At 69.8% G+C, this 18110-nt stretch carries 21 protein-coding genes; 8 read left to right on the top strand and 13 right to left on the bottom strand.

Going from position 1 to position 18110, the window contains the following annotated elements; genetic code table 11:
* The first annotated feature begins 63 nt into the window (after positions 1-63).
* Both JOD64_RS09900 and JOD64_RS09895 read left to right on the top strand, forming a co-directional pair.
* Complete coding sequence (locus JOD64_RS09900; RefSeq protein WP_204941967.1) at positions 64-837, top strand: class I SAM-dependent methyltransferase; 774 nt, start codon at positions 64-66, stop codon at positions 835-837.
* A gap of 96 nt (positions 838-933) precedes the next feature.
* On the top strand, positions 934-1314 hold the full coding sequence (locus tag JOD64_RS09895; protein WP_204941966.1) for a hypothetical protein: 381 nt from the start codon (positions 934-936) through the stop codon (positions 1312-1314).
* 69 nt (positions 1315-1383) lie between these two features.
* On the opposite strand, the gene JOD64_RS09890 is transcribed toward JOD64_RS09895, so the two are convergent.
* Both JOD64_RS09890 and JOD64_RS09885 read right to left on the bottom strand, forming a co-directional pair.
* Positions 1384-2214: a nucleotidyltransferase domain-containing protein gene (locus JOD64_RS09890; RefSeq protein ID WP_204941965.1), complete on the bottom strand. Its 831-nt coding sequence runs from the start codon at positions 2212-2214 to the stop codon at positions 1384-1386.
* Positions 2215-2293: 79 nt separating this feature from the next.
* Entirely contained in the window at positions 2294-2668 is a 375-nt protein-coding gene (locus JOD64_RS09885) for a VOC family protein (RefSeq protein WP_204941964.1), read from the bottom strand.
* A 114-nt stretch (positions 2669-2782) separates the two neighbouring features.
* On the opposite strand from JOD64_RS09885, the gene JOD64_RS09880 reads away from it, so the two are divergent.
* The 3 genes from JOD64_RS09880 to JOD64_RS09870 are packed head-to-tail and all read left to right on the top strand — an operon-like array spanning position 2783 to position 4034.
* Entirely contained in the window at positions 2783-3241 is a 459-nt protein-coding gene (locus JOD64_RS09880; RefSeq protein WP_204941963.1) for an SRPBCC domain-containing protein, read from the top strand.
* Positions 3238-3588 carry an ArsR/SmtB family transcription factor gene (locus JOD64_RS09875; protein ID WP_204941962.1) on the top strand — a complete coding sequence of 117 codons (351 nt, stop codon included), beginning with the start codon at positions 3238-3240 and terminating at the stop codon, positions 3586-3588. The genes JOD64_RS09880 and JOD64_RS09875 overlap by 4 nt, the downstream gene beginning before the upstream one ends.
* Positions 3589-3590: 2 nt before the next feature.
* Positions 3591-4034, top strand: a complete 444-nt coding sequence (locus JOD64_RS09870; protein ID WP_204941961.1) for an SRPBCC family protein — start codon at positions 3591-3593, stop codon at positions 4032-4034.
* Here JOD64_RS09870 and JOD64_RS09865 read toward each other — a convergent pair.
* The 5 genes from JOD64_RS09865 to JOD64_RS09845 form a co-directional block, all read right to left on the bottom strand.
* The gene (locus JOD64_RS09865) at positions 4018-5295 is read right to left on the bottom strand and encodes an MFS transporter (RefSeq protein WP_204941960.1); all 1278 of its coding nucleotides are present in this window, start codon (positions 5293-5295) and stop codon (positions 4018-4020) included. The genes JOD64_RS09870 and JOD64_RS09865 overlap by 17 nt on opposite strands.
* Before the next feature lie 247 nt (positions 5296-5542).
* Positions 5543-6277 (bottom strand): class I SAM-dependent methyltransferase, encoded by a 735-nt coding sequence (locus tag JOD64_RS09860; RefSeq protein WP_204941959.1) that lies wholly within the window; start codon positions 6275-6277, stop codon positions 5543-5545.
* A 220-nt stretch (positions 6278-6497) separates the two neighbouring features.
* The gene (locus tag JOD64_RS09855) at positions 6498-6860 is read right to left on the bottom strand and encodes a PH domain-containing protein (protein WP_110563545.1); all 363 of its coding nucleotides are present in this window, start codon (positions 6858-6860) and stop codon (positions 6498-6500) included.
* Between the two features lie 10 nt (positions 6861-6870).
* Positions 6871-7626 carry a class I SAM-dependent methyltransferase gene (locus JOD64_RS09850; protein ID WP_204941958.1) on the bottom strand — a complete coding sequence of 252 codons (756 nt, stop codon included), beginning with the start codon at positions 7624-7626 and terminating at the stop codon, positions 6871-6873.
* The gene (locus JOD64_RS09845) at positions 7623-8507 is read right to left on the bottom strand and encodes a LysR family transcriptional regulator (protein WP_204946001.1); all 885 of its coding nucleotides are present in this window, start codon (positions 8505-8507) and stop codon (positions 7623-7625) included. Before JOD64_RS09845 ends, JOD64_RS09850 begins: the two co-directional genes overlap by 4 nt.
* 117 nt (positions 8508-8624) lie before the next feature.
* Between JOD64_RS09845 and JOD64_RS09840 the strand changes: the two genes are divergently transcribed.
* Together JOD64_RS09840 and JOD64_RS09835 are read left to right on the top strand one after the other, a co-directional pair.
* Entirely contained in the window at positions 8625-8978 is a 354-nt protein-coding gene (locus JOD64_RS09840) for a DUF1801 domain-containing protein (protein WP_204941957.1), read from the top strand.
* Positions 8975-9397 (top strand): VOC family protein, encoded by a 423-nt coding sequence (locus tag JOD64_RS09835; RefSeq protein WP_204941956.1) that lies wholly within the window; start codon positions 8975-8977, stop codon positions 9395-9397. The genes JOD64_RS09840 and JOD64_RS09835 overlap by 4 nt, the downstream gene beginning before the upstream one ends.
* On the opposite strand, the gene JOD64_RS09830 is transcribed toward JOD64_RS09835, so the two are convergent.
* Positions 9384-9692, bottom strand: a complete 309-nt coding sequence (locus tag JOD64_RS09830; RefSeq protein WP_204941955.1) for a 4a-hydroxytetrahydrobiopterin dehydratase — start codon at positions 9690-9692, stop codon at positions 9384-9386. The two genes, JOD64_RS09835 and JOD64_RS09830, sit on opposite strands and share 14 nt — an antisense overlap.
* Positions 9693-9875: 183 nt before the next feature.
* On the opposite strand from JOD64_RS09830, the gene JOD64_RS09825 reads away from it, so the two are divergent.
* Positions 9876-10316 carry a (deoxy)nucleoside triphosphate pyrophosphohydrolase gene (locus JOD64_RS09825; protein WP_204941954.1) on the top strand — a complete coding sequence of 147 codons (441 nt, stop codon included), beginning with the start codon at positions 9876-9878 and terminating at the stop codon, positions 10314-10316.
* 216 nt (positions 10317-10532) lie between these two features.
* Here JOD64_RS09825 and JOD64_RS09820 read toward each other — a convergent pair whose 3' ends face one another.
* The 5 genes from JOD64_RS09820 to JOD64_RS09800 form a co-directional block, all read right to left on the bottom strand.
* The gene (locus JOD64_RS09820; RefSeq protein ID WP_204941953.1) at positions 10533-11600 is read right to left on the bottom strand and encodes a succinate dehydrogenase/fumarate reductase iron-sulfur subunit; all 1068 of its coding nucleotides are present in this window, start codon (positions 11598-11600) and stop codon (positions 10533-10535) included.
* Positions 11597-13525, bottom strand: coding sequence for a fumarate reductase/succinate dehydrogenase flavoprotein subunit (locus JOD64_RS09815; RefSeq protein WP_204941952.1), 1929 nt, complete (start codon positions 13523-13525; stop codon positions 11597-11599). The genes JOD64_RS09820 and JOD64_RS09815 overlap by 4 nt, the downstream gene beginning before the upstream one ends.
* A 12-nt stretch (positions 13526-13537) precedes the next feature.
* The gene (gene sdhC, locus JOD64_RS09810; protein WP_204941951.1) at positions 13538-14344 is read right to left on the bottom strand and encodes a succinate dehydrogenase subunit SdhC; all 807 of its coding nucleotides are present in this window, start codon (positions 14342-14344) and stop codon (positions 13538-13540) included.
* Between the two features lie 254 nt (positions 14345-14598).
* A complete protein-coding gene (locus tag JOD64_RS09805) occupies positions 14599-15996 on the bottom strand; it encodes a TldD/PmbA family protein (RefSeq protein ID WP_204941950.1) in 1398 nt (465 codons plus the stop codon).
* Positions 15993-17429: a TldD/PmbA family protein gene (locus JOD64_RS09800; RefSeq protein ID WP_204941949.1), complete on the bottom strand. Its 1437-nt coding sequence runs from the start codon at positions 17427-17429 to the stop codon at positions 15993-15995. Before JOD64_RS09800 ends, JOD64_RS09805 begins: the two co-directional genes overlap by 4 nt.
* Positions 17430-18110: the final 681 nt, after the last annotated feature.

The following is an 18110-nucleotide window of genomic DNA, read 5'->3' as shown; positions in this document are numbered from 1 at the left end:
TATCTCCGCCCTCGCCGGATTGACCGCCCCCAATTGGGGGTGGCGCGACGATAGGGTGGCCGCGTGGAGGAACGCCTGCGGCTCAGTTCATCGTTCGGTGCGGCCGCGACCGCATACGCCGAGCACCGCCCGGACTATGCGGAGGCCGCGGTGCGCTGGGCGCTTGAGCTCGCGCCCGGCCCGCGAATTCTCGATCTTGGCGCTGGCACCGGCAAGTTGTCCGCCACGCTGGTCGCACTTGGTGCAGACGTTGTCGCGGTCGAACCCGACCCGGCGATGCTCACCGAGCTGCGCCGCGCGTTGCCGGCCGTCCGTGCCCTGCCGGGGAGCGCCGAGGCGATCCCGTTGCCGGACGCCTCCGTCGATGCCGTGCTGGCCGGTAATGCGCTGCACTGGTTCGACATGGCCGTCGCGGGGGCGGAAATCACCAGAGTGCTCGCACCCGAAGGCACCCTGGCTGGTCTGTGGAACGTCATGGACGACCGGATCGACTGGATCGGCGAGCTCGAACGGGTCAGCGGGAGCGCGGCCATCGGCCCCCGTGACACGTTGAGTAGTTGGCGCGCGGCGACGGCGGACCTGCTCGTTCCCAGCCCTGGCCTGGTCGCCCGGTTCGGTGCACGGGAGCAGGCCGAGTTCCCCCACGGGCAGCGCCGGACCGCCGACTCCCTCGTCGCGACACTCGCGACGCGGGCAGGGATGCTGGTCATGGCAGATTCGGACCGCGAGGCCGCCCTCGGTGGCATCCGCGCCTTCCTCGGGAACAGGCCCGAAACGGCCCAGGGTGAGTTCACCCTGCCGATGCTGACCGGCGTGCTGCGCGTCCGGCGGCTGTGACCGGAGCGTGAGACGTTCTATCAGGTCATTCGTCATGGGTAGCGAAGGCCTTCGTCAGCGCCCATCGGCGGACGGCCTGTTCGACATCATTACGCAGTGAGCCGAGATCGGGTCGGGACATCGAGCGCGGTGCTGGCAGGCGTCGACGTGGCGTTGGTGGGTCTGTTTTCGGCCAGGGACAAGGAGTTCGCCGGCAAGATCGATCTTCTGGCCACCTCAGTGGAAGCCCGGGGTGGCCACGTGGTGAGCCGGCATGTTCAGCGGCGGGGCGTCTCTTCCGGCGGTGTGGACAAGATGACCACTCCGTTCTCGCGACGGACGTTGCTCAGCCCCGGCAAGGCGCGTGAGGTCGCCGATGCGTGCCGGGCGTACGGAGTCGGCGTCGCGGTCTTCGTGAACCCGTTGACCGACCACCAGCGAGCTGTCCTCAGCGACATGTTCGGTTGTGTCGTGCTGAGCGGCGAGGACCTCCGATAGAAACGTCGGCACGTGCCGTGAGGCGCGCCGCTGACGTTGGCTATGTCGGACCTTTGGCACCTCGCAGCGTCAGGGGCGGAGGGTCTTCTCGCCATGTACGGCTGCGTATTCTGCCGCGAGCCAGGGGCCAAGGTCGTCGATGAGCTCGCGCAGCACGGCAGGAGTTGGCGACGGCGTACGGCCGGTGGTGGCAGCTCTGCTCATCTGCCCGGCACGTTCCGGGTAGTAGAACCCGAACGCCTCAGCGGATTCGCCGAGGTCGCTTGTCCAGCCTCCCCAGCGAGGCATGATCAGGGTAAATCCCGTTCGGACAATGCGACGAGCGACGAGCCGGCTGAGGGCCTTGCGTTGATTGTCGGTGTTCGCTTCGGCCGCTTGGCTCCGCCAACCCGGGAGCGCAAGTGACAGGTCGCCGTTTGTCTCGCGGGCCAGCAAGGGAGTTGGCCGGTAACGGGGGAGATGGTCGGCAAGGTCGTCGCCCAGCAGTGGGGTGCACAGGCAGGCGACGAAGAAGCCGAGGTCGTGACGTTCCAGCTCGCTGAGCAGGGTACGTGCACTGAACAGCAGGATGCCCACACCGTCGATCTGTGCGAAGGAACGGTCGAGGGCCTGCTCGATGCTCTTGGCGTCTGCCCGGTCGGCCTCGGTCGGTTCGGTGTTCAGGGCAAGAAGCAGGTCGAGATCAGAAACTCCGGAAATGGCGGTGCCACGCGGGATGCTGCCGTAGATGTAGGCGCTGTGCAGTCGGCCGCCGCCGTCCGCGCCCTGGCCCGCGGCGCCGAAGGACTCGGTTATCCGCGTGCGTGCCGCGTCGACAACATCGACGAAGGCGCCCTGGACCCGACTCAACGCACCTTCGCGCGCGATCGACCCCTCGACGTCCAATCCTCTTCCGCCCATGGGCTCACTCTGCCGGAGATCAACACCCGAACACCACCGCATCCATGATCGAGCACGATCTTGACGCGGGGTCGCGCCCCTACTGTTCGGCCCAGACGCCCAGCTCATTGCCGCTGGGGTCGGTGAACTGGAACCGGCGGCCCCCGGGGAAGTCGTAGGGACCGTTCACCACCTGGCCGCCGGCGTCCTTCACGGCCTGCACGGACCGGTCCAAGTCGCTTGAGTAGAGCAGGATCAGTGGCCCGCCGGACCGGACGTCCTGGTCCAGGCGGAGGCCGCCCACCTCCGGAGCGGCGTCGCCGTGGGGACTCCGGATGCCGGAGTATCCCGGCCCGTAGTCGTTGAACTGCCAGCCGAACGCGTCGGCGTAGAAGCGCTTGGCCTCGACGAGGTCGTTGACCGTGAGCTCGACGTAGTCGATGGCATGGTGCCGGTGCGGAGAGGGCTCAGACATACGCGGCATTGTGCGGCCCGGGTACGACGAGATCGCGATCTGCAACGAAAGGTTGCGCATAGGCCGCGGACGTCGTAGGTTAAGTGCAACCAAAGGTTGCGAAAGGTTGTGAGCATGGAACAGGGAACGATCGAACGCGACATCCACGTCAACGCGTCACCCGAGGTCGTCTTCGAGGTGGTCAGCCAACCCGAGCACATGCGGGAGTGGTGGCCCGACGACGCGCGGTTCGAGTCGGTCGCCGGCGCGCCCGGCGAGCTGGTGTGGCGCGACGCTGACACCGGTGAGACGAAGACCGTCGCGCTCGCCGTCGTCGAGGTCGACCCGCCGAAGCGGTTCTCCTTCCGGTGGTGCTTCACCGAGCCGGACCGGAGCGGGCAGGCGCTGTTCGTCACCTTTGACCTGGCGCCCAGCGGCGCGGGGACCTTGGTCCGGATGACCGAGACCGGATTCCGTGAGCTGGGTTGGGAGGTCGCCGTCCTGGAGGAGCAGTACCGCGACCACGAGAACGGTTGGGACCACTACATGCCCCGGCTGGGCGCGTACGTTGCGCGGCTGGTCGCGACCCCGTGAGCACGGTGGTCGACGACGAGTTGTGGTCGGCGATCGGCGACCCGATTCGACGTACGATGATCGATCTTCTTCTCTCTGACGGGCCGGGCACAGCCACCTCGTTGAGCAGGCGGTTACCCGTCACCCGTCAGGCCGTCTCGAAGCACCTGGCGGTCCTCGACCGGGTTGGGCTGATCCACGCCGAGCCGGCCGGTCGCGAGCGTCATTACCAGGTGGACGAGGCGCAACTCGCCCGCGCGGTCGCCCAGTTGTCGGCGGTCGGCTCCACCTGGGACGCCCGACTGCGCCGGATCAAGCGGATCGCCGAGGCGATCGAACGCACCCGCACCAACGACGAAGGAGACTGAGAATGGTCGACATCCTGCACCGGGTCGGCGTCGTCGCTCCGCTCGACGACGTCTACCGAGCGGTGGCAACGCCGGAGGGCCTCGCCGCCTGGTGGACCACCGACACGGTGGGCAAGAGCGAAGTCGGTGGACAGTTGGCCTTCCGGTTCGGCGATGCCGGCGGCTTCGACATGGAGGTCCTGGAGCTGAACCCCGCCGGGCGGGTGCGGTGGCGCGTCGTCGACGGCCCCGAGGAGTGGGTCGGCACCGAGGTCGACTGGCGTTTCGACCAGCGCGGCGAGTACACGATCGTCCAGTTCGCGCACCAGGGCTGGCGCGAGCCGGTCGAGTTCATGCACCACTGCAGCACCAAGTGGGCGCTGTTCCTGATGAGCCTCAAGGAGCAGGTGGAGACCGGGCACGGCCGACCGGCTCCGGACGACGTCCGGATCAGCGACTGGCACTGACCTCGGTGACGGCCGCATCGCCGGGCAATCGCGAGCTCCGCCTGGAGATCGCGATTGCCCCGGCGGTCAGGCCGAGGGCCACGATCGCCATGGCGCACAGCAGCAGCGTCGGGCGTGCGCCGATGGCACCCACCAGTGGCCCGCCGAGCATGGTGCCCAGGGGCACCGCCAGCACGAGGATGGCGCCGTTCGCGGCGAGCACCGCCGGTAGCTGCGCGATGGACGTGCTGCGCTGGAACAGCGCCATCGACGTGGACATGTACGGTGCCCAGATCAGGCCCGCCAGGGCGAAGGCGGGCAGCGACAGGCTGACAGGTGCTCCCAGGCCGAGCGGCAGCATGGCGACGCCGAACCCGACGACGATGCTGATGGTGGTGGCGCGCAACGGCCAGCGACGTAGCTGGCCGGCGACCACACCGCCGACCAGACCGCCGACACCGAACGCGGTGTAGTAGGCACCGAGCAGCGTCGCGGAGGCGTGCAGGTCGTCGGTGATGTGGATCGGCATGGCCACGTACACCGGCCCGAAGAGGAAGAAGAACCAGAGGCTCAGCACCAGCAGGCCCAGCAACGCGGGGTTGCGGCGGATGACGGCGAAGCCGGCGGTCCGCGAGGTGCCGGGCTCATGCCGGTGGTCGCTCTTGCGTGCGGGAAGGGCGAGACGGTACGTGAGGGCCAGCGCGGCGAAGGTGGCGGCGTCGATGGCGATGACCCATACCGGCCCAACCCAGGCGATCAGGAGGCCCGCCAGTGGTGGACCGACGATGGTGGCGAACCCGGCGATGCTGGCGAGCACGGCGTTGGCCGGCAGGTGGTGTCGCTGCGGCAGCAGTTCGGCGATCAGGGTGAAACGCCCGGCGGAACCCCACGAGTGCAGCAATGCGGACGCGGCCAGCAGGACGACGTACAGCCCGATGGTGAGTGCGCCGAGGAGGTAGGCGAGGGGGATTGCCGCGAGCGCCGTGGCCCGCAGGATGGCGTCCCACCCGGCGAGTTGGGCGCCGCCACGCCCACGCAGCAGCCGGCCGAAGACGACGGTCCCGGCCGCGCTGGGCAGCGTGTACGCCGCCATGGCCAGCGCGATCCAGGTGCCCCGTTGATCGTGCGGGGCGAGTTGGATGGCGAGCCAGGTGACCGCGACCACCGCCAGGCCGTCGCCCAACGCGGAGACGGCGAGCCCGGGCAGGACGCGCCGGAGTTGAGGGTGACTGACCACCGGCCAGTACGGCGAGGAGCGCGGGAATCGGGAGGCGTCCGGCATGCTGTCAGCTCACCCGGTGTGGGACCTGCGGATCAACACCTACTGCTACCAGCAGAATCAGCCGAGGGCGCGAGGGCTCGAATCACCGGCATCAGGACGACCGACAGGGCCAGGATTGCCTGGATGGCGCGTCTGCTCATGGCGGCATCTCACTTCCGGGCGGCGGAGATCGACTCCGGTTCCTCGAAGGCGGGGCAAGGCAGCCTTGACACCCCAGGTTCCCGGAACCGGAGTCGACCAACCGCCGTTACTCCGCGCGGTAGACGGAGATGTGCGACGGGCTGTCGGCCTGGAACGGTCGCCGGTGCCAGTCGGCGTACCGTTCGGTGAGCCGGAGCCCTGCCTGCTGCGCCATCTCGTCGATCTGGTGCGGCCAGGCGTACCGCATGGCGAACGGCTTCAGGTGCACACCGTCCGCGTCGAACGTGATGGTCTGCCGGATGAACCGCTGCGCCGGCCGGTCGTACCGGTGCAGCCGGATCGTCGCGGAGTCCTCGGTCACGGCACGCACCTGCACCTGCTCGTCCGAGTCGAAGCTGCGCGGGTCGGGCACGAACGTCTCGATGACGAACGCGCCTCCGGGCGACAGCACCCGGGCGACGTTGCGGAAGCAGTCCGCCTGCCGCTCGGCGTCCACCAGGTTGAACAGGGTGTTGAAGACCAGGTACGCGAGTCGGAACTCACCGGCCACCGGTACGTCCGCCATGTCGGCGACGACGACCGGGATCTGGTCGCCTCCGGGTTTCGCCCGCAGTTGCGCGAGCATCTCCTCGGACGCGTCGACGCCGTGCACGGTGAGGCCGCGCTCGGCCAGCGGCAGTGCGACCCGGCCGGTGCCGATCGCCAGTTCGAGAACCGGACCCCCGTCGGCCAGATCGGCCAGGAAGTCGACGGCGGGGGCCGGGTCGGGGTTGGTGCCGCCGTCGTCGTATCCGGCGGCCCAGAGCCGGCCGAAGAGGCCGGGATCGTCGAAGACCGACATCAGCGGCCTCCGGGGTTGGGGTCAGTGGCGCCCAGCGCCAGGGGAACGGTCCTGCTCACGAAGTCTCGATTCCTCAGGTCGGATGACGGTGGGTTCGGGGGACTTCGTCGTGACGGGCATGGTGGCTGCTCCCTTCGTGCGGCTGTGGACCGAGGACATCAGAGACGCTGCGGGCCCGGCAAGGCAATTACGCCGGCCGGGCCCACGACGGGACGTGCGGTCAGGAGATGTGGTGCAGGATCACGTTGTGCACGTGGTGGCTCTTCTGCGCGCCACGGAACTCCACCTCGTAGGTGTGCGTGCCGACGTGGATGGCGATCGCCCCGGTGGAGAAGAACGAACCACCCCAGGACTTGTTGCTGACCACGCTCACGCTGGTGATCTTCGAGTACGGGATGCTCGTGATCGCGAACCGCTTCCCGATGAAGGAGCGGTCCTGGATGATCACGCGGCGGTCGGTCAGCCCGATGAACCCGGTGCCGGTGCCGACGGCGTCGTAGACGGCGATGATCTGCTCACCGTCGAGGAGGCCACTCTCGATCTGCTGGACCTGCTCTTTGCGGTCATACGCGATGTTCGCCATGCGCCCAAGGCTAGAAAACCGGTGCCAGCGTGTCCGCACGGGCGATGACGACGAACTCGCCGTCGCCCCGGCCCACCGGCTCGCCGTGCCAGCCGCCGTGGATGCGGTCCACAGTGAAGCCCGCCGCGGTCAGGGAGTCGCGCAGCTCGGCCTCGGTACGGAAGCGCAGGGTCGCCGAGCTGAGCAACTCCGCACCGTCGGCGAAGTGGTAGTGGTGGACAAAGTCGACCACTTCGTCGCGTACCCCGGTGACCTTGGTCCACGCGCGGACCTCGCCGCCGTCCGGCAGCGTGATCCGCCGCTGCGAATCCACCGGGTTCCACCGCTCCCAGCGACGGTCCGCCGGGTCGCGGGCGTCGAACACCAGCCGGCCGCCGGGCACGAGCGCCCGCCGCAGGTCGCCGAGGGTACGTGCCCACTCCGCGTCGTCGACGAAGAACTGCGCGACGTGGCTGGTCAGCACCGCCACGTCGAACGCCCGGGTCGGTAACCGCGCCGAGGTGCCCTCGATCCAGGTCACCCGCTCGCCGCCTGGCCTGGCGCGCGCGGCGGCCAGGGACGCGCCGGCCGGGTCCACGCCGGTGATGGTGTGGCCGGCCGCGGCGAGGGCGACGGTGAGCCGGCCGGTGCCACAGCCCAGATCGAGAACCCGGGCTGCCGGGGTCTCGTCGACCACCGCCTGGAAGAAATCGTCGTCGGGCCCCCACGGACACTCGGCGTCGTAGACCTGGACCAGCCGTTGGTGGCGGAACTCCCCGTGTCTCATCGGGCGTTCGCGTCGGCTGCGGCGCGGACGAACTCGCGTACCCGGGTGGTGGTGTTGCTGGGCAGCCAGACCGGCCCTCGCTCGATGGGTGGCGCGTCGTGGATGGGCAGGTAGGCCACGTCGGAGCGCGGGTAGTAGCGCCGCGTGTGTTCGCCGACCGGCAGGACACCCCGACCCAGCGCGACCAGGGACAGCATCTCGGAGAAGGTGTTCCCGGCGGGGCCCTTCGGCACCGGCCGCCCGGACGGGGTGCGTTCCGGGGTGCGGTCCCGCTTGAACTCCACCGAGGTGACCGTCGGGTACTGCACCACCGGGTGGTCGGCGAGCACCTCCAGCGACACCGACCGTTCCCGGGTGAGCGGGTGACCCGCGGCCACCGCCAGTGCCCGGCCCTCGCAGAGCAGCGCCGGGCCGGTGGCCATTCCGTCAAAGGGGTACGAGGCGATCAACACGTCCGTGGAGCCGTCGAGCAGCCCGGAACGAGTGTTGGACAGCTGCGCCTCGTGCACCTCCACCCGGCAGTCGGGGTGCCGTTCGCTGAACAGGGCCACGGCCCGCAGCAGCACCGGTGCGGTCCACTCGCCGAGGAACGCCACCCGTAGCGTCCCGGTGACGCCCCGGCCGGCGTCGACCGCGCGCCGGAAAGCCTCGTCCATGCCGGCGACCAGCGGGGCCAGATCATCGGCGAACTGCCGGCCGATGGGAGTGAGCCGGACGACTCGACTGGTCCGGGCGAACAGTGGCGCCCCGACCTGGCGCTCCAATTTCTTGACCACGTGGCTGACCCGGCCGGTGCTGACCCCCAGCCGCTCGGCGGTGCGGCCGAAGTGCAGCTCCTCGGCGAGGGTCAGGAACGTCTCGACCTCGTACCGCTCCAGCACCACGCCCCCATCGTTGACCTGTGGGCAACGATCGTAGCGACATCAGGTCTTGGTCGGCGTTCCCCGTCAGGGAATCGTGAAGCCAGCAAGAACACCGCACGACTGAGAGGCCGCGAGATGAGCATCGACGAATACCTGGCCGGCCTGGCCGGCCCGCTGCGCGAGATCGGGGAGAAGCTGACGCCCATCATCGCGGACGCACTGCCCGGAGCGACGGGGGCGATCTGGCACGGTCACCCGGTCTGGAGCCTGGGCGACCGGCCCGGTCAGCGCCCGGTCTGCTTCTTCAAGGCCTACCGGGCGTACGTGACCTTCGGGCTGTGGCGGGGGCAGGAAATCGCGGACCCGTCCGGGCGACTGGCGCCCGCCGCCCGCGCGATGGCGACCGTGCAGCTGCGCGACGTCGCCGACCTCGATCCGGCCCTGTTCGCGGGCTGGCTGGGCGCGGCGGCCGCGCTGGAGGAGGCGTGAACGCGGTGCGGGTGACCGGCTTCGATCATCTGGTGCTGACCGTCGCCGACGTGGAACGGTCCTTGGACTTCTACTGCGGCCGACTCGGCCTGACGCCGGTACGGGTCGACGAGTGGCGCGCGGGTGCCGTCCCGTTCCCGTCGGTGCGGATCAGCCCCGACAGCATCATCGACCTCGTCCGAGGCGAGCGGCAGGGCGCGAACGTCGACCACTTCTGCCTGGTGGTGGCACCGCTGGACTGGGCTGGGGTGGTCGACTCCGGGGCTTTCACGGTGCTGACCGGGCCGGTCGGGCGGTTCGGCGCCCGCGGGTCGGCGACCTCGGTCTACGTGGAAGATCCGGACGGCAACTCGGTGGAGCTGCGCTGGTACCCCCAGGACGCGGAGGTGGTTCCGGACACGGGCATCAGGACTCGGTGACCGCCCGGTACGCGTCCTCGATGCGGGCGGCCAGCAGGACCTCACCCTCGGTCAGCGGCTCGCCGTTGCCGTGCCCGACCCGGATCTGGGTGCTGTCGGGCGAACGGCTGATCTCGGGGCGCAGGTGCAGCGCGTCCGCGACGACCTTGACCCGTTCAGTGAGGGCGGCGTGTTGGGAATCGTCGATCGCGAGCGTCCGTCGGATCTGCTCACCTTCGCGCGTCCAACCAGACAGCAAGGTCAACGCGTCGGAAAGATAGTCCTGCTTGGCCCTGCTGTTGAACAACACGCGCATCACCGCACCCCCCAAGCGCCGTTGTCGGCTCGTGGCCAAATCGTCGCCATCCCGTGTCTTGTCGGTGTCCCCTAGTCTCTCGCCGCTCGGAAGGGGTGTCCACGCCCACACTTCCGTGTTCTGCTGGCCTAGCGGACGGCTACGGTACCCAAACCGCCGATTGATCTGGCACCCTGGACGCCCGTGCAGACCGAACGGGCGAATGATGGCGGGCAGGCCGAACGACGGGACCTGAAGGTGATCGTCGGCGCGGCGATCATCCGGGACGGGCGGGTGCTCGCCTGTGCGCGTTCCGCCCCGCCCGAGGTGGCGGGAATGTGGGAGTTTCCCGGCGGGAAGGTCGAGCCGGGGGAGGCCGAGACCGACGCGCTGATCCGGGAGTGCGCCGAGGAGCTGGCCGTACGCGTGGAGATCGGCGACCGGGTCGGCCGCAACGTACGGATGGCACACGGCCGTTCGGTGCTCAAGGTGTATGCCGCGCGCCTGCTGCACGGCGACCAGCCGCAGGCACTGGAGCACTCCGCGCTCCGCTGGCTCGCCGCCGACGAGCTGGAGTCGGTCACCTGGCTCCCGGCCGACGCCCCCATCGTCGCGGCCCTCCGCCCCCTACTAAAAACCACCTAACCCAACCCCACCCGCCCCCGCCGCCCCCCACCGGCCCCCGCCGACCCTCGTTGATCATGAGGTTATAGCCGCGCTCTCCGGCGTGTCGCAGCTATAACCTCATGATCAACTATTGGGACGGGGGTGGTGGGGAGGGTGGGGGTGGTGGGGTGGGGGTGGGGGAAATGGGACGGGGGCCGGCGGCAGTTGCCGCGGCCCCCGTCTTCGTTGCGGTGTCTAGTGCTGCTTGTCGTCCTGCTCCGGGTGCGCGAAGTTGAGGTGCTCCGGAGGCAGCGGGAAGGTCACGTCGTCGCCGAACGGCGACGGCGCGGCAGCCCGGTCGAAGGTGAGCTCGGTCAGCGGAAGCTTGCCCCGGTCGTCGACAGCCGGAGCGGTCGGGTGGGGCACCTCCCGATGCCAGTTGACGCCGCTCTGCGCCTGCGCCTCAGCCTGCGAGTCGTGGGACCCACCCGCGTGCGAGTGCAGCCCACCACGGGCTGAGCCCGGCGTCGGCGAGCCCTGACGGGCAGTGGTCACGCTGGTCTGGGGCGTCTCGCCCCGACGGAAGATCTTGCTACCAAGCCACACAAGGGGATCGTACCTGCGGTCGACGACCCGTTCCTTCATGGGGATGATCCCGTTGTCAGTGATCTTGATGTGCTCGGGGCAGACCTCGGTGCAGCACTTGGTGATGTTGCAGAATCCGAGGCCCTGTTCGGCCTGCGCGTACTCCTTGCGGTCGGTCCGGCTGTCCAGTGGGTGCATGTCCAACTCGGCAGCGCGGATGAAGTATCGCGGGCCGGAGAACGCCTGCTTGTTCTCGTCGTGATCGCGGATCACGTGGCAGACCGTCTGGCACAGGAAGCACTCGATGCACTTGCGGAACTCCTGCGAGCGCTCGACGTCGACCTGCTGCATCCGGTAGTCACCCGGAGCCACGTCCGCCGGCGGGGCGAACGCCGGGGTCTCCCGTGCCTTCTCGTAGTTGAACGAGACGTCGGTGACCAGGTCCCGGATGACCGGGAAGGTGCGCAGCGGGGTGACCGTGACGGTCTCCTCGTCGCCGAAGGTCGACATCCGGGTCATGCAGCCCAACCGCGGCTTGCCGTTGATCTCCATGGAGCAGGAGCCGCACTTGCCGGCCTTGCAGTTCCAGCGGCAGGCCAGGTCGGGCGCGTCGGTGGCCTGCAGGCGGTGGATGACGTCGAGGACGACCTCGCCCTCGTTCACCTCGACCATGTAGTCCTGCAGGTCCCCGCCGGTCTCGTCACCCCGCCAGATCCGGAACTGACGCTTCGCGCTCATCGGTTGTCCGCCTCTCCAGCGTCGGCGACGAGGGCGTCGAAGTCAGCGAGCTCCTCGTCGGTGAGGTACTTGCCCAGCTCCGCCCGCTCGAAGAGGCCGATCAGCTCCGGCCGCATCTTCGGCAGTGGCTTGCGGGTCAGCTGCACGGTGTCACCGTCCAACGAGCAGACCAGGTTGACCTGCCGCCACTTCGGCTCCATCGCCGGATAGTCCTCCCGGGTGTGCCCGCCGCGCGACTCCTGCCGCTCCAGCGCCGCCTTCGCGGTGCACTCCGAGACCACCAGCATGTTGCGCAGATCCAGGGCCAGGTGCCAGCCCGGGTTGTAGCGTCGGCCGCCGGCCGCGCTCACCTTGGCCACCCGCTCACGCAACTCGGCGAGCCGACGGAGCGCGTCGGCCAGTTCGCCCTCCCGGCGGATGATCCCCACCAGATCCCCCATGACCGCCTGGAGGTCCTGCTGCAGGGTGTACGGGCTCTCGCCGGTGTCCCGTTGCAGCGGGGCGAGCGCAGTCTCTACAGCAGCCTCGACCGCGTCCACGGCCACCTTCGGCTTGGCGGCCAGCCCGTCGGCGTAGCTGGCCGCGTGCCCGCCGGCCCGCTTGCCGAAGACCAGCAGGTCGGACAGTGAGTTGCCGCCCAGCCGGTTGGAGCCGTGCATGCCACCGGAGACCTCGCCGGCGGCGAACAGCCCGCGTACGTGGCCGAAGGCGGCACCCGAGTCCGGGTCCACCTCCACGCCGCCCATCACGTAGTGGCAGGTCGGCCCGACCTCCATCGGCTCGGAGGTGATGTCGACGTCGGCCAGCTCCTTGAACTGGTGGTACATCGACGGCAGCCGTCGGCGGATCTCGTCGGCCGAACGCCGGCTCGCGATGTCGAGGAAGACACCGCCGGCGGGGGAGCCCCGGCCGGCCTTGACCTCACTGTTGATCGCGCGGGCCACCTCGTCGCGGGGCAGCAGCTCCGGCGGGCGCCGGTTGTTGTCCGGATCGGTGTACCAGCGGTCCGCCTCTTCCTCGGTCTCCGCGTACTGCTTGCGGAAGACGTCGGGGACGTAGTCGAACATGAACCGCTTGCCGTCGGAGTTCTTCAGGACGCCACCGTCACCACGTACCGATTCGGTGACGAGGATGCCCTTCACCGAGGGCGGCCAGACCATGCCGGTCGGGTGGAACTGGAGGAACTCCATGTTGATCAGCGTCGCCCCGGCGCGCAGCGCCAACGCGTGCCCGTCCCCGGTGTACTCCCACGAGTTCGAGGTGACCTTGTAGGAGCGGCCGACGCCACCGGTGGCCAGCACGACGGCCGGCGCCTCGAAGAGGATGAACTCGCCCGACTCGCGGTAGTAGCCGAACGCGCCGGCCACCCGGTCACCGTCGAGCAGCAGCTCGGTGATGGTCGTTTCGGAGAACACCCTGATCCGGGCGTCGTACGAGCCGTACTCCCGCTGGTCCTCCTGCTGGAGCGAGACGATCTTCTGCTGGAGGGTGCGGATCAGCTCCAGGCCGGTCCGGTCGCCCACGTGCGCCAGCCGCGGGTACTCGTGGCCACCGAAGTTACGCTGGGAGATCTTGCCGTCCTTGGTGCGGTCGAAGAGCGCACCGTACGTCTCCAGCTCCCAGATCCGCTGCGGCGACTCCTTCGCGTGCAGCTCGGCCATCCGGAAGTTGTTGAGGAACTTGCCGCCGCGCATGGTGTCGCGGAAGTGCACCTGCCAGTTGTCCCGGCTGTTCACGTTGCCCATCGCGGCGGCCGCGCCGCCCTCGGCCATCACCGTGTGTGCCTTGCCGAAGAGCGACTTGGAGATGATCGCGGTCTTCTTGCCGGCGAGCCGGGCCTCGATCGCCGCGCGCAGACCGGCGCCGCCGGCCCCGATGACGACGACGTCGTAGTGGTGTCGTTCGATACGAGTGGTAGTGGTCATGTCAGGGGCCCTTTAGTTGATGAACCGCAGGTCGGAGAACCAGCCAGCCGCGAGCGCCATGATGTAGAAGTCGGCCAGCGCCAGGGTGCCGAGGGTGATCCAGGCGAGCTGCATGTGCCGGACGTTCAGGGCCGAGACGAACGTCCAGGCCTTGTACCGCACCGGGTGCTTGGAGAAGTGCTTGAGCCGGCCACCGATGATGTGCCGGCACGAGTGGCAGGAGATCGTGTACGCCCAGAGCATCACCACGTTGACCAGCAGGATGATGTTGCCCAGCCCGAAGCCGAAGCCCTTTGGCGAGTGGAAGGCGAGGATCGCGTCCCAGGTGTTGATCAGCGAGATGATCGCCGCGGCGTAGAAGAAGTAGCGGTGCAGGTTCTGACCGAGCAGCGGGAAACGAGTCTCACCGGCGTACTCCTTGTGCCCGTCCGGCACCGCGCAGGCCGGCGGCGACAGCCAGAACGACCGGTAGTAGGCCTTGCGGTAGTAGTAGCAGGTGAGCCGGAACAGCAGCAGGAACGGCAGGGTCAGCGCGGCGTCCGGAATGACCCACCAGCCGGGCAGGAACCGGCCGAAGTGCGAGGCCGCCTCGACGCACCGGTCGGTCACGCACGGGGAATAGAACGGGGTCAGATAGTGGTACGCGTCCACCCAGTAGTTGTCATGCTGGAAGACCCGGACCGTCGCGTACGCGACCCAGGCGCTGAGCCCGATCACGGTGATCAGCGGGGCCAACCACCAGCGGTCGGTACGCAACGTCTTCGCCGCGATGGCGGCGCGCGCCCGCGCTCCCCGCGGCCTCGTTGCCGATGAAGTCATTCGAGTCGTCTCCTCGACGGGCCCGTACGGGCGGGCTGATCTTTCTCCGGTCGGCACGCGGGACCGGCGAACCCGCACCCGCTGCCACGTCATGCGCACACCAACGACCACGCCGGATCGACCGACGCAGCTAAGTGACACACGTTACGCCGATCTCCGCGAGCCGTCCGCGCAAGGGAGTGTCCCGTGTGTCTGGCCTGCGGAAAAGCCTTGGCACGGCGGTCGATGGCACGTCATCGAGAAACGTCACCCGCTCAGCCGGAAGCACCTCCGGTGAAGTGCCAGGACGCCAGCCGCAGCGAGGGGGCAGCCCACCAGGCACCGTCCACCCGGTCTGGTTGACGCACCGCCCGCGCGCCCAGCCCGAGCACCGCCCCGGGCCCGAGGGCCCGCGGGTACGACTCGGTGAACCGCAGATCGCGTACGGCCCGCACGACGGTGCCGTCCTCGATCAGCCAGACGCCGTTGCGGGTCAACCCGGTGACGACGAGGCTCTTCGGGTCGAGCACCCGGGTGTACCAGAGATCGCTGACCAACAACCCTCGGCGTACGCCAGCGACCAGTGCGGCGGTGTCCGCGTCGACCACCGCACCGGCCGCCGTGCCGGTGGTGCTCCGGCCAACCGGGCTGGCCGGGCCGGCCACAGCGCCGGAGAGGCGCAGGTTGCGGGCCATCGGGCCCCAGGTGGCTCCACCCGCGACCGCGTGCCCCGTGGACTCCGCGCCCGCCTCGGCGGCCGTCCGCCGATCGTGTGCCACCGCCCGGGTGGTGCCCGCCTCGACCAGGGTCAGCGCCCGTCGACCGGTGCCCTCCGCGTCGAACGGTAGACCCGACGAACCCAGCGGGTCGTCCACCAGGGTCACCGTCGAGTCGAACTGGGCCGACCCCGGCTCGGCGAACGACTGCCGCTCGGCGTACCGCTTGCCGTTGAAGCCGTACCAGGAGAGGTTCTGCAGCAGATCCGCCACGGCGGCCGGCTCGAACACCACCTCGTAGCGCCCCGGCGGCAGCTCGACCGGGTCGGCCGCCGCCTGCGCCTTCGCCGCCGCCTGCGCCCCCAACTCGGCACCGTCGAGGTCGGAGAGCCGGTCGGCGTAGCGTCGGGCCACCCCGTCCGCCCCGTCTCGGCGGGCGATGCCGTCCATCGCCGCCTCCGCGGAGCGGCCGTGCGCGGTGTGCCCGGCCGAGTTGGCGAACGCCGACGAGCGGTGCGCGGTGCGGCAGTATCCCGCCGTGGTGAGGCCCCCGGCGGCGGCCACGAACGCGCCGACCCGGTCGGCCCGCTGATCCGGCTCGGCGTACGCGGTGGCCTCGTCGACCCCCGGAGCGTCCGGCGTGGGTGTGGGCGGTGCCAGGCCCGGCCAGCCCGGGTCGGGCGGGCAGAGTCGCGCCGCGGCCAGGGTGCGCTCCACCAGTGCGCGCAGGCCGTCGGCGGTGAGCACGCTTCCGCTGCCCGCGGCGGTCCGACCATCGACGTGTAGCCGGAGCCGGACTCCGACGGTCGACTCCGCGACGTTCTGGTGGATGGCCGAATTGGCAAAGCGGGTCAACGCCAGATCCGCGCGTGTCACCACCGCCTCGGCCTGCACGGTCGGGCCACCGAGGCGGCGGACCAACTCGATGACCTGCCCGGCCAGCTCCAACTCCGTCATGCCGATACCCCCACCCGGACGTTCTTGAACCGGGCCGGCGCGGCCGGGTGGCCGGTGTGCCCGGTCTGACCGGGTTGGCCCTTGCCGCAGTTGGGCGTGCCCCAGGAGACCGTCTCGCTGGAGAGCATGTCCATCGACCGCCAGAAGAGCGGACCGATCCCGGTGTACGTGGGATTGCGCAGCATCCGCCCCCGCCGACCCTTCTTGATCTCCCACCCGACCTCGCAGCCGAACTGGAAGTTGAGTCGCTTGTCGTCGATCGACCAGGACCGGTTGAGGTCCATCAGCACACCGTCGTCGGTCGCAGCGATGATCTCGTCCAGAGTGTGCGGGCCGGGTTCCAGACCGACGTTGGTCATCCGCACCATCGGTAGCCGGGCCCACCCGTCGGCCCGTACGCTGCCGCCGTAGTCCAGGCTGGCCATGGCGGCGGAATCCCGGCCGGCGAGCACACCCACCCAGCGGCCGTCACGGACCGCGTCCCGCTTGACCGCCGGGGAACCCTCGTCGTCGAAGCCGAAGCTGCCCAGCGCCCCCGGGATCGTCGGGTCGATGGTGATGTTCATCAGCTCCGAGCCGTAGCGCAGCGAGCCGAGCTGGGCCAGGTCCAGCCAGGACGTGCCGGCGAACGCGGCCTCCCAGCCGAGGATCCGGTCCAGCTCGATGGCGTGGCCGACCGACTCGTGGATCTGCAGGGCCAACTGCTCGCCGCCGAGGATCAGATCCGTCTCGCCGGCCGGGCAGAGCGGTGCGGTGAGCAACGCCCGGGACTCCTCGGCGATCTGCGCGGCGTGCGCGGCCAGATCCAGCGACTCGACCAACTCCCAGCCGGTGGTGCCGTACTGCCCTCGGTAGCTCGGCCAGGACCGGCGCTGCGTCTCGCCGTCACCGATCGAGGTGGCGGAGATGCCGCCGCCGCACTCACGGATCCGCTGGTCGATCCGGTGGCCCTCGCTGGAGACGAACCATTTGGCGGTGTCCCAGATCTGGTACAGGCCCTCGGCCAGGTCCGCGCCGTGCTCGGCCATCGTGCGGGTCGCGCCGACCAGCAGGTCACCCTTGTCCGAAAGCGGCACCCCGAGCGGATCGACCTCGCAATTGGACGCCCAACTGGCGGTGACCGCCTCGACCGGCACCAGGTCGACCGGCGGGCCGGGCACCCGCGCGCTGGCCATCGCCGTCCGTGCCGCACGTCGGCCAGCGTCGCGGGCGGCGGCGTCCGACAGATCGGGTACGGCGTAGAAGCCCCAACTCGCCCCGACAAGTGCGCGGACACCGAGCCCGATGCTCTCATCCTGGGTCAGCTCTTCCACGTCCCCGTTGCGCGCGGTCATCGACTCGTAGCGGCGGTGCATCACCCGGGCGTCGGCGTACCGTGCGCCCGCGTCGAGGGCGGCTTGGACGGCGGCGGTGGCCGCGTCGAACTCGGTCATGCGACCGACCCTAGGCCAGCCGGCCGACACCCGTCAGGGGACGAGATCCTCCGGCCGGATCGTGACCCGCACCGGCTCTGTCAACTCCAGCACCTCACCGGCCCCGGATTCGAGCATGACCTAGACGCCGCTGCCGTCGCCCGCCCCGTAGCCCGCGCCCCCGCCCCGTCCTGCGCCGCCGTGCCGCGCCGCGCCGGCCGCGTTGCGCCGAGCTGCGGGCCGCAAGATCGCGCAACATCCTGGTTGTAGTGGTGTAGCGCGTCGGTGATGCCACTACATCCTGGTTCGAGCGTGATCTTGGCGGCAGTGGGCGCCCCAAACCCCGCTGCCGGTCTCGTGGGGGCAGTGTTCGTCGTCAAGATTCGCGCAATATCGGGGATGTTGCTGCTTCTCGCGCGTCGGAGACAGCAACATCGGGGAAGTTGCGTTGATCTTGGCGCGGGGCGCGGGGCGCGGGGCGCGGGGCGCGGGGCGCGGGGCGCGGGGCGCGGGGCGCGGGGCGCGGGGCGCGGAGCGCGGGGCGCGGAGCGCGGGGCGCGGGGCGCCGGGCGCCGGGCGCCGGGCACGAGTCCATGAGCGGGGCGTGGGGCGCGGGGTGCGAGATGAATGGGCGTGGATGGCGAGGTGGCGGGGGTGCGGGGCCGATGCTGACTCGTTACGCTCGGGCACGCTGACAGTTGC

Origin of the sequence: Micromonospora luteifusca (assembly GCF_016907275.1) — a bacterium.
GTDB lineage: Bacteria > Actinomycetota > Actinomycetes > Mycobacteriales > Micromonosporaceae > Micromonospora > Micromonospora luteifusca.
The sequence above is the reverse complement of the archived record's forward strand: the minus strand, read 5'-3'. Positions and strand labels throughout refer to the sequence as shown.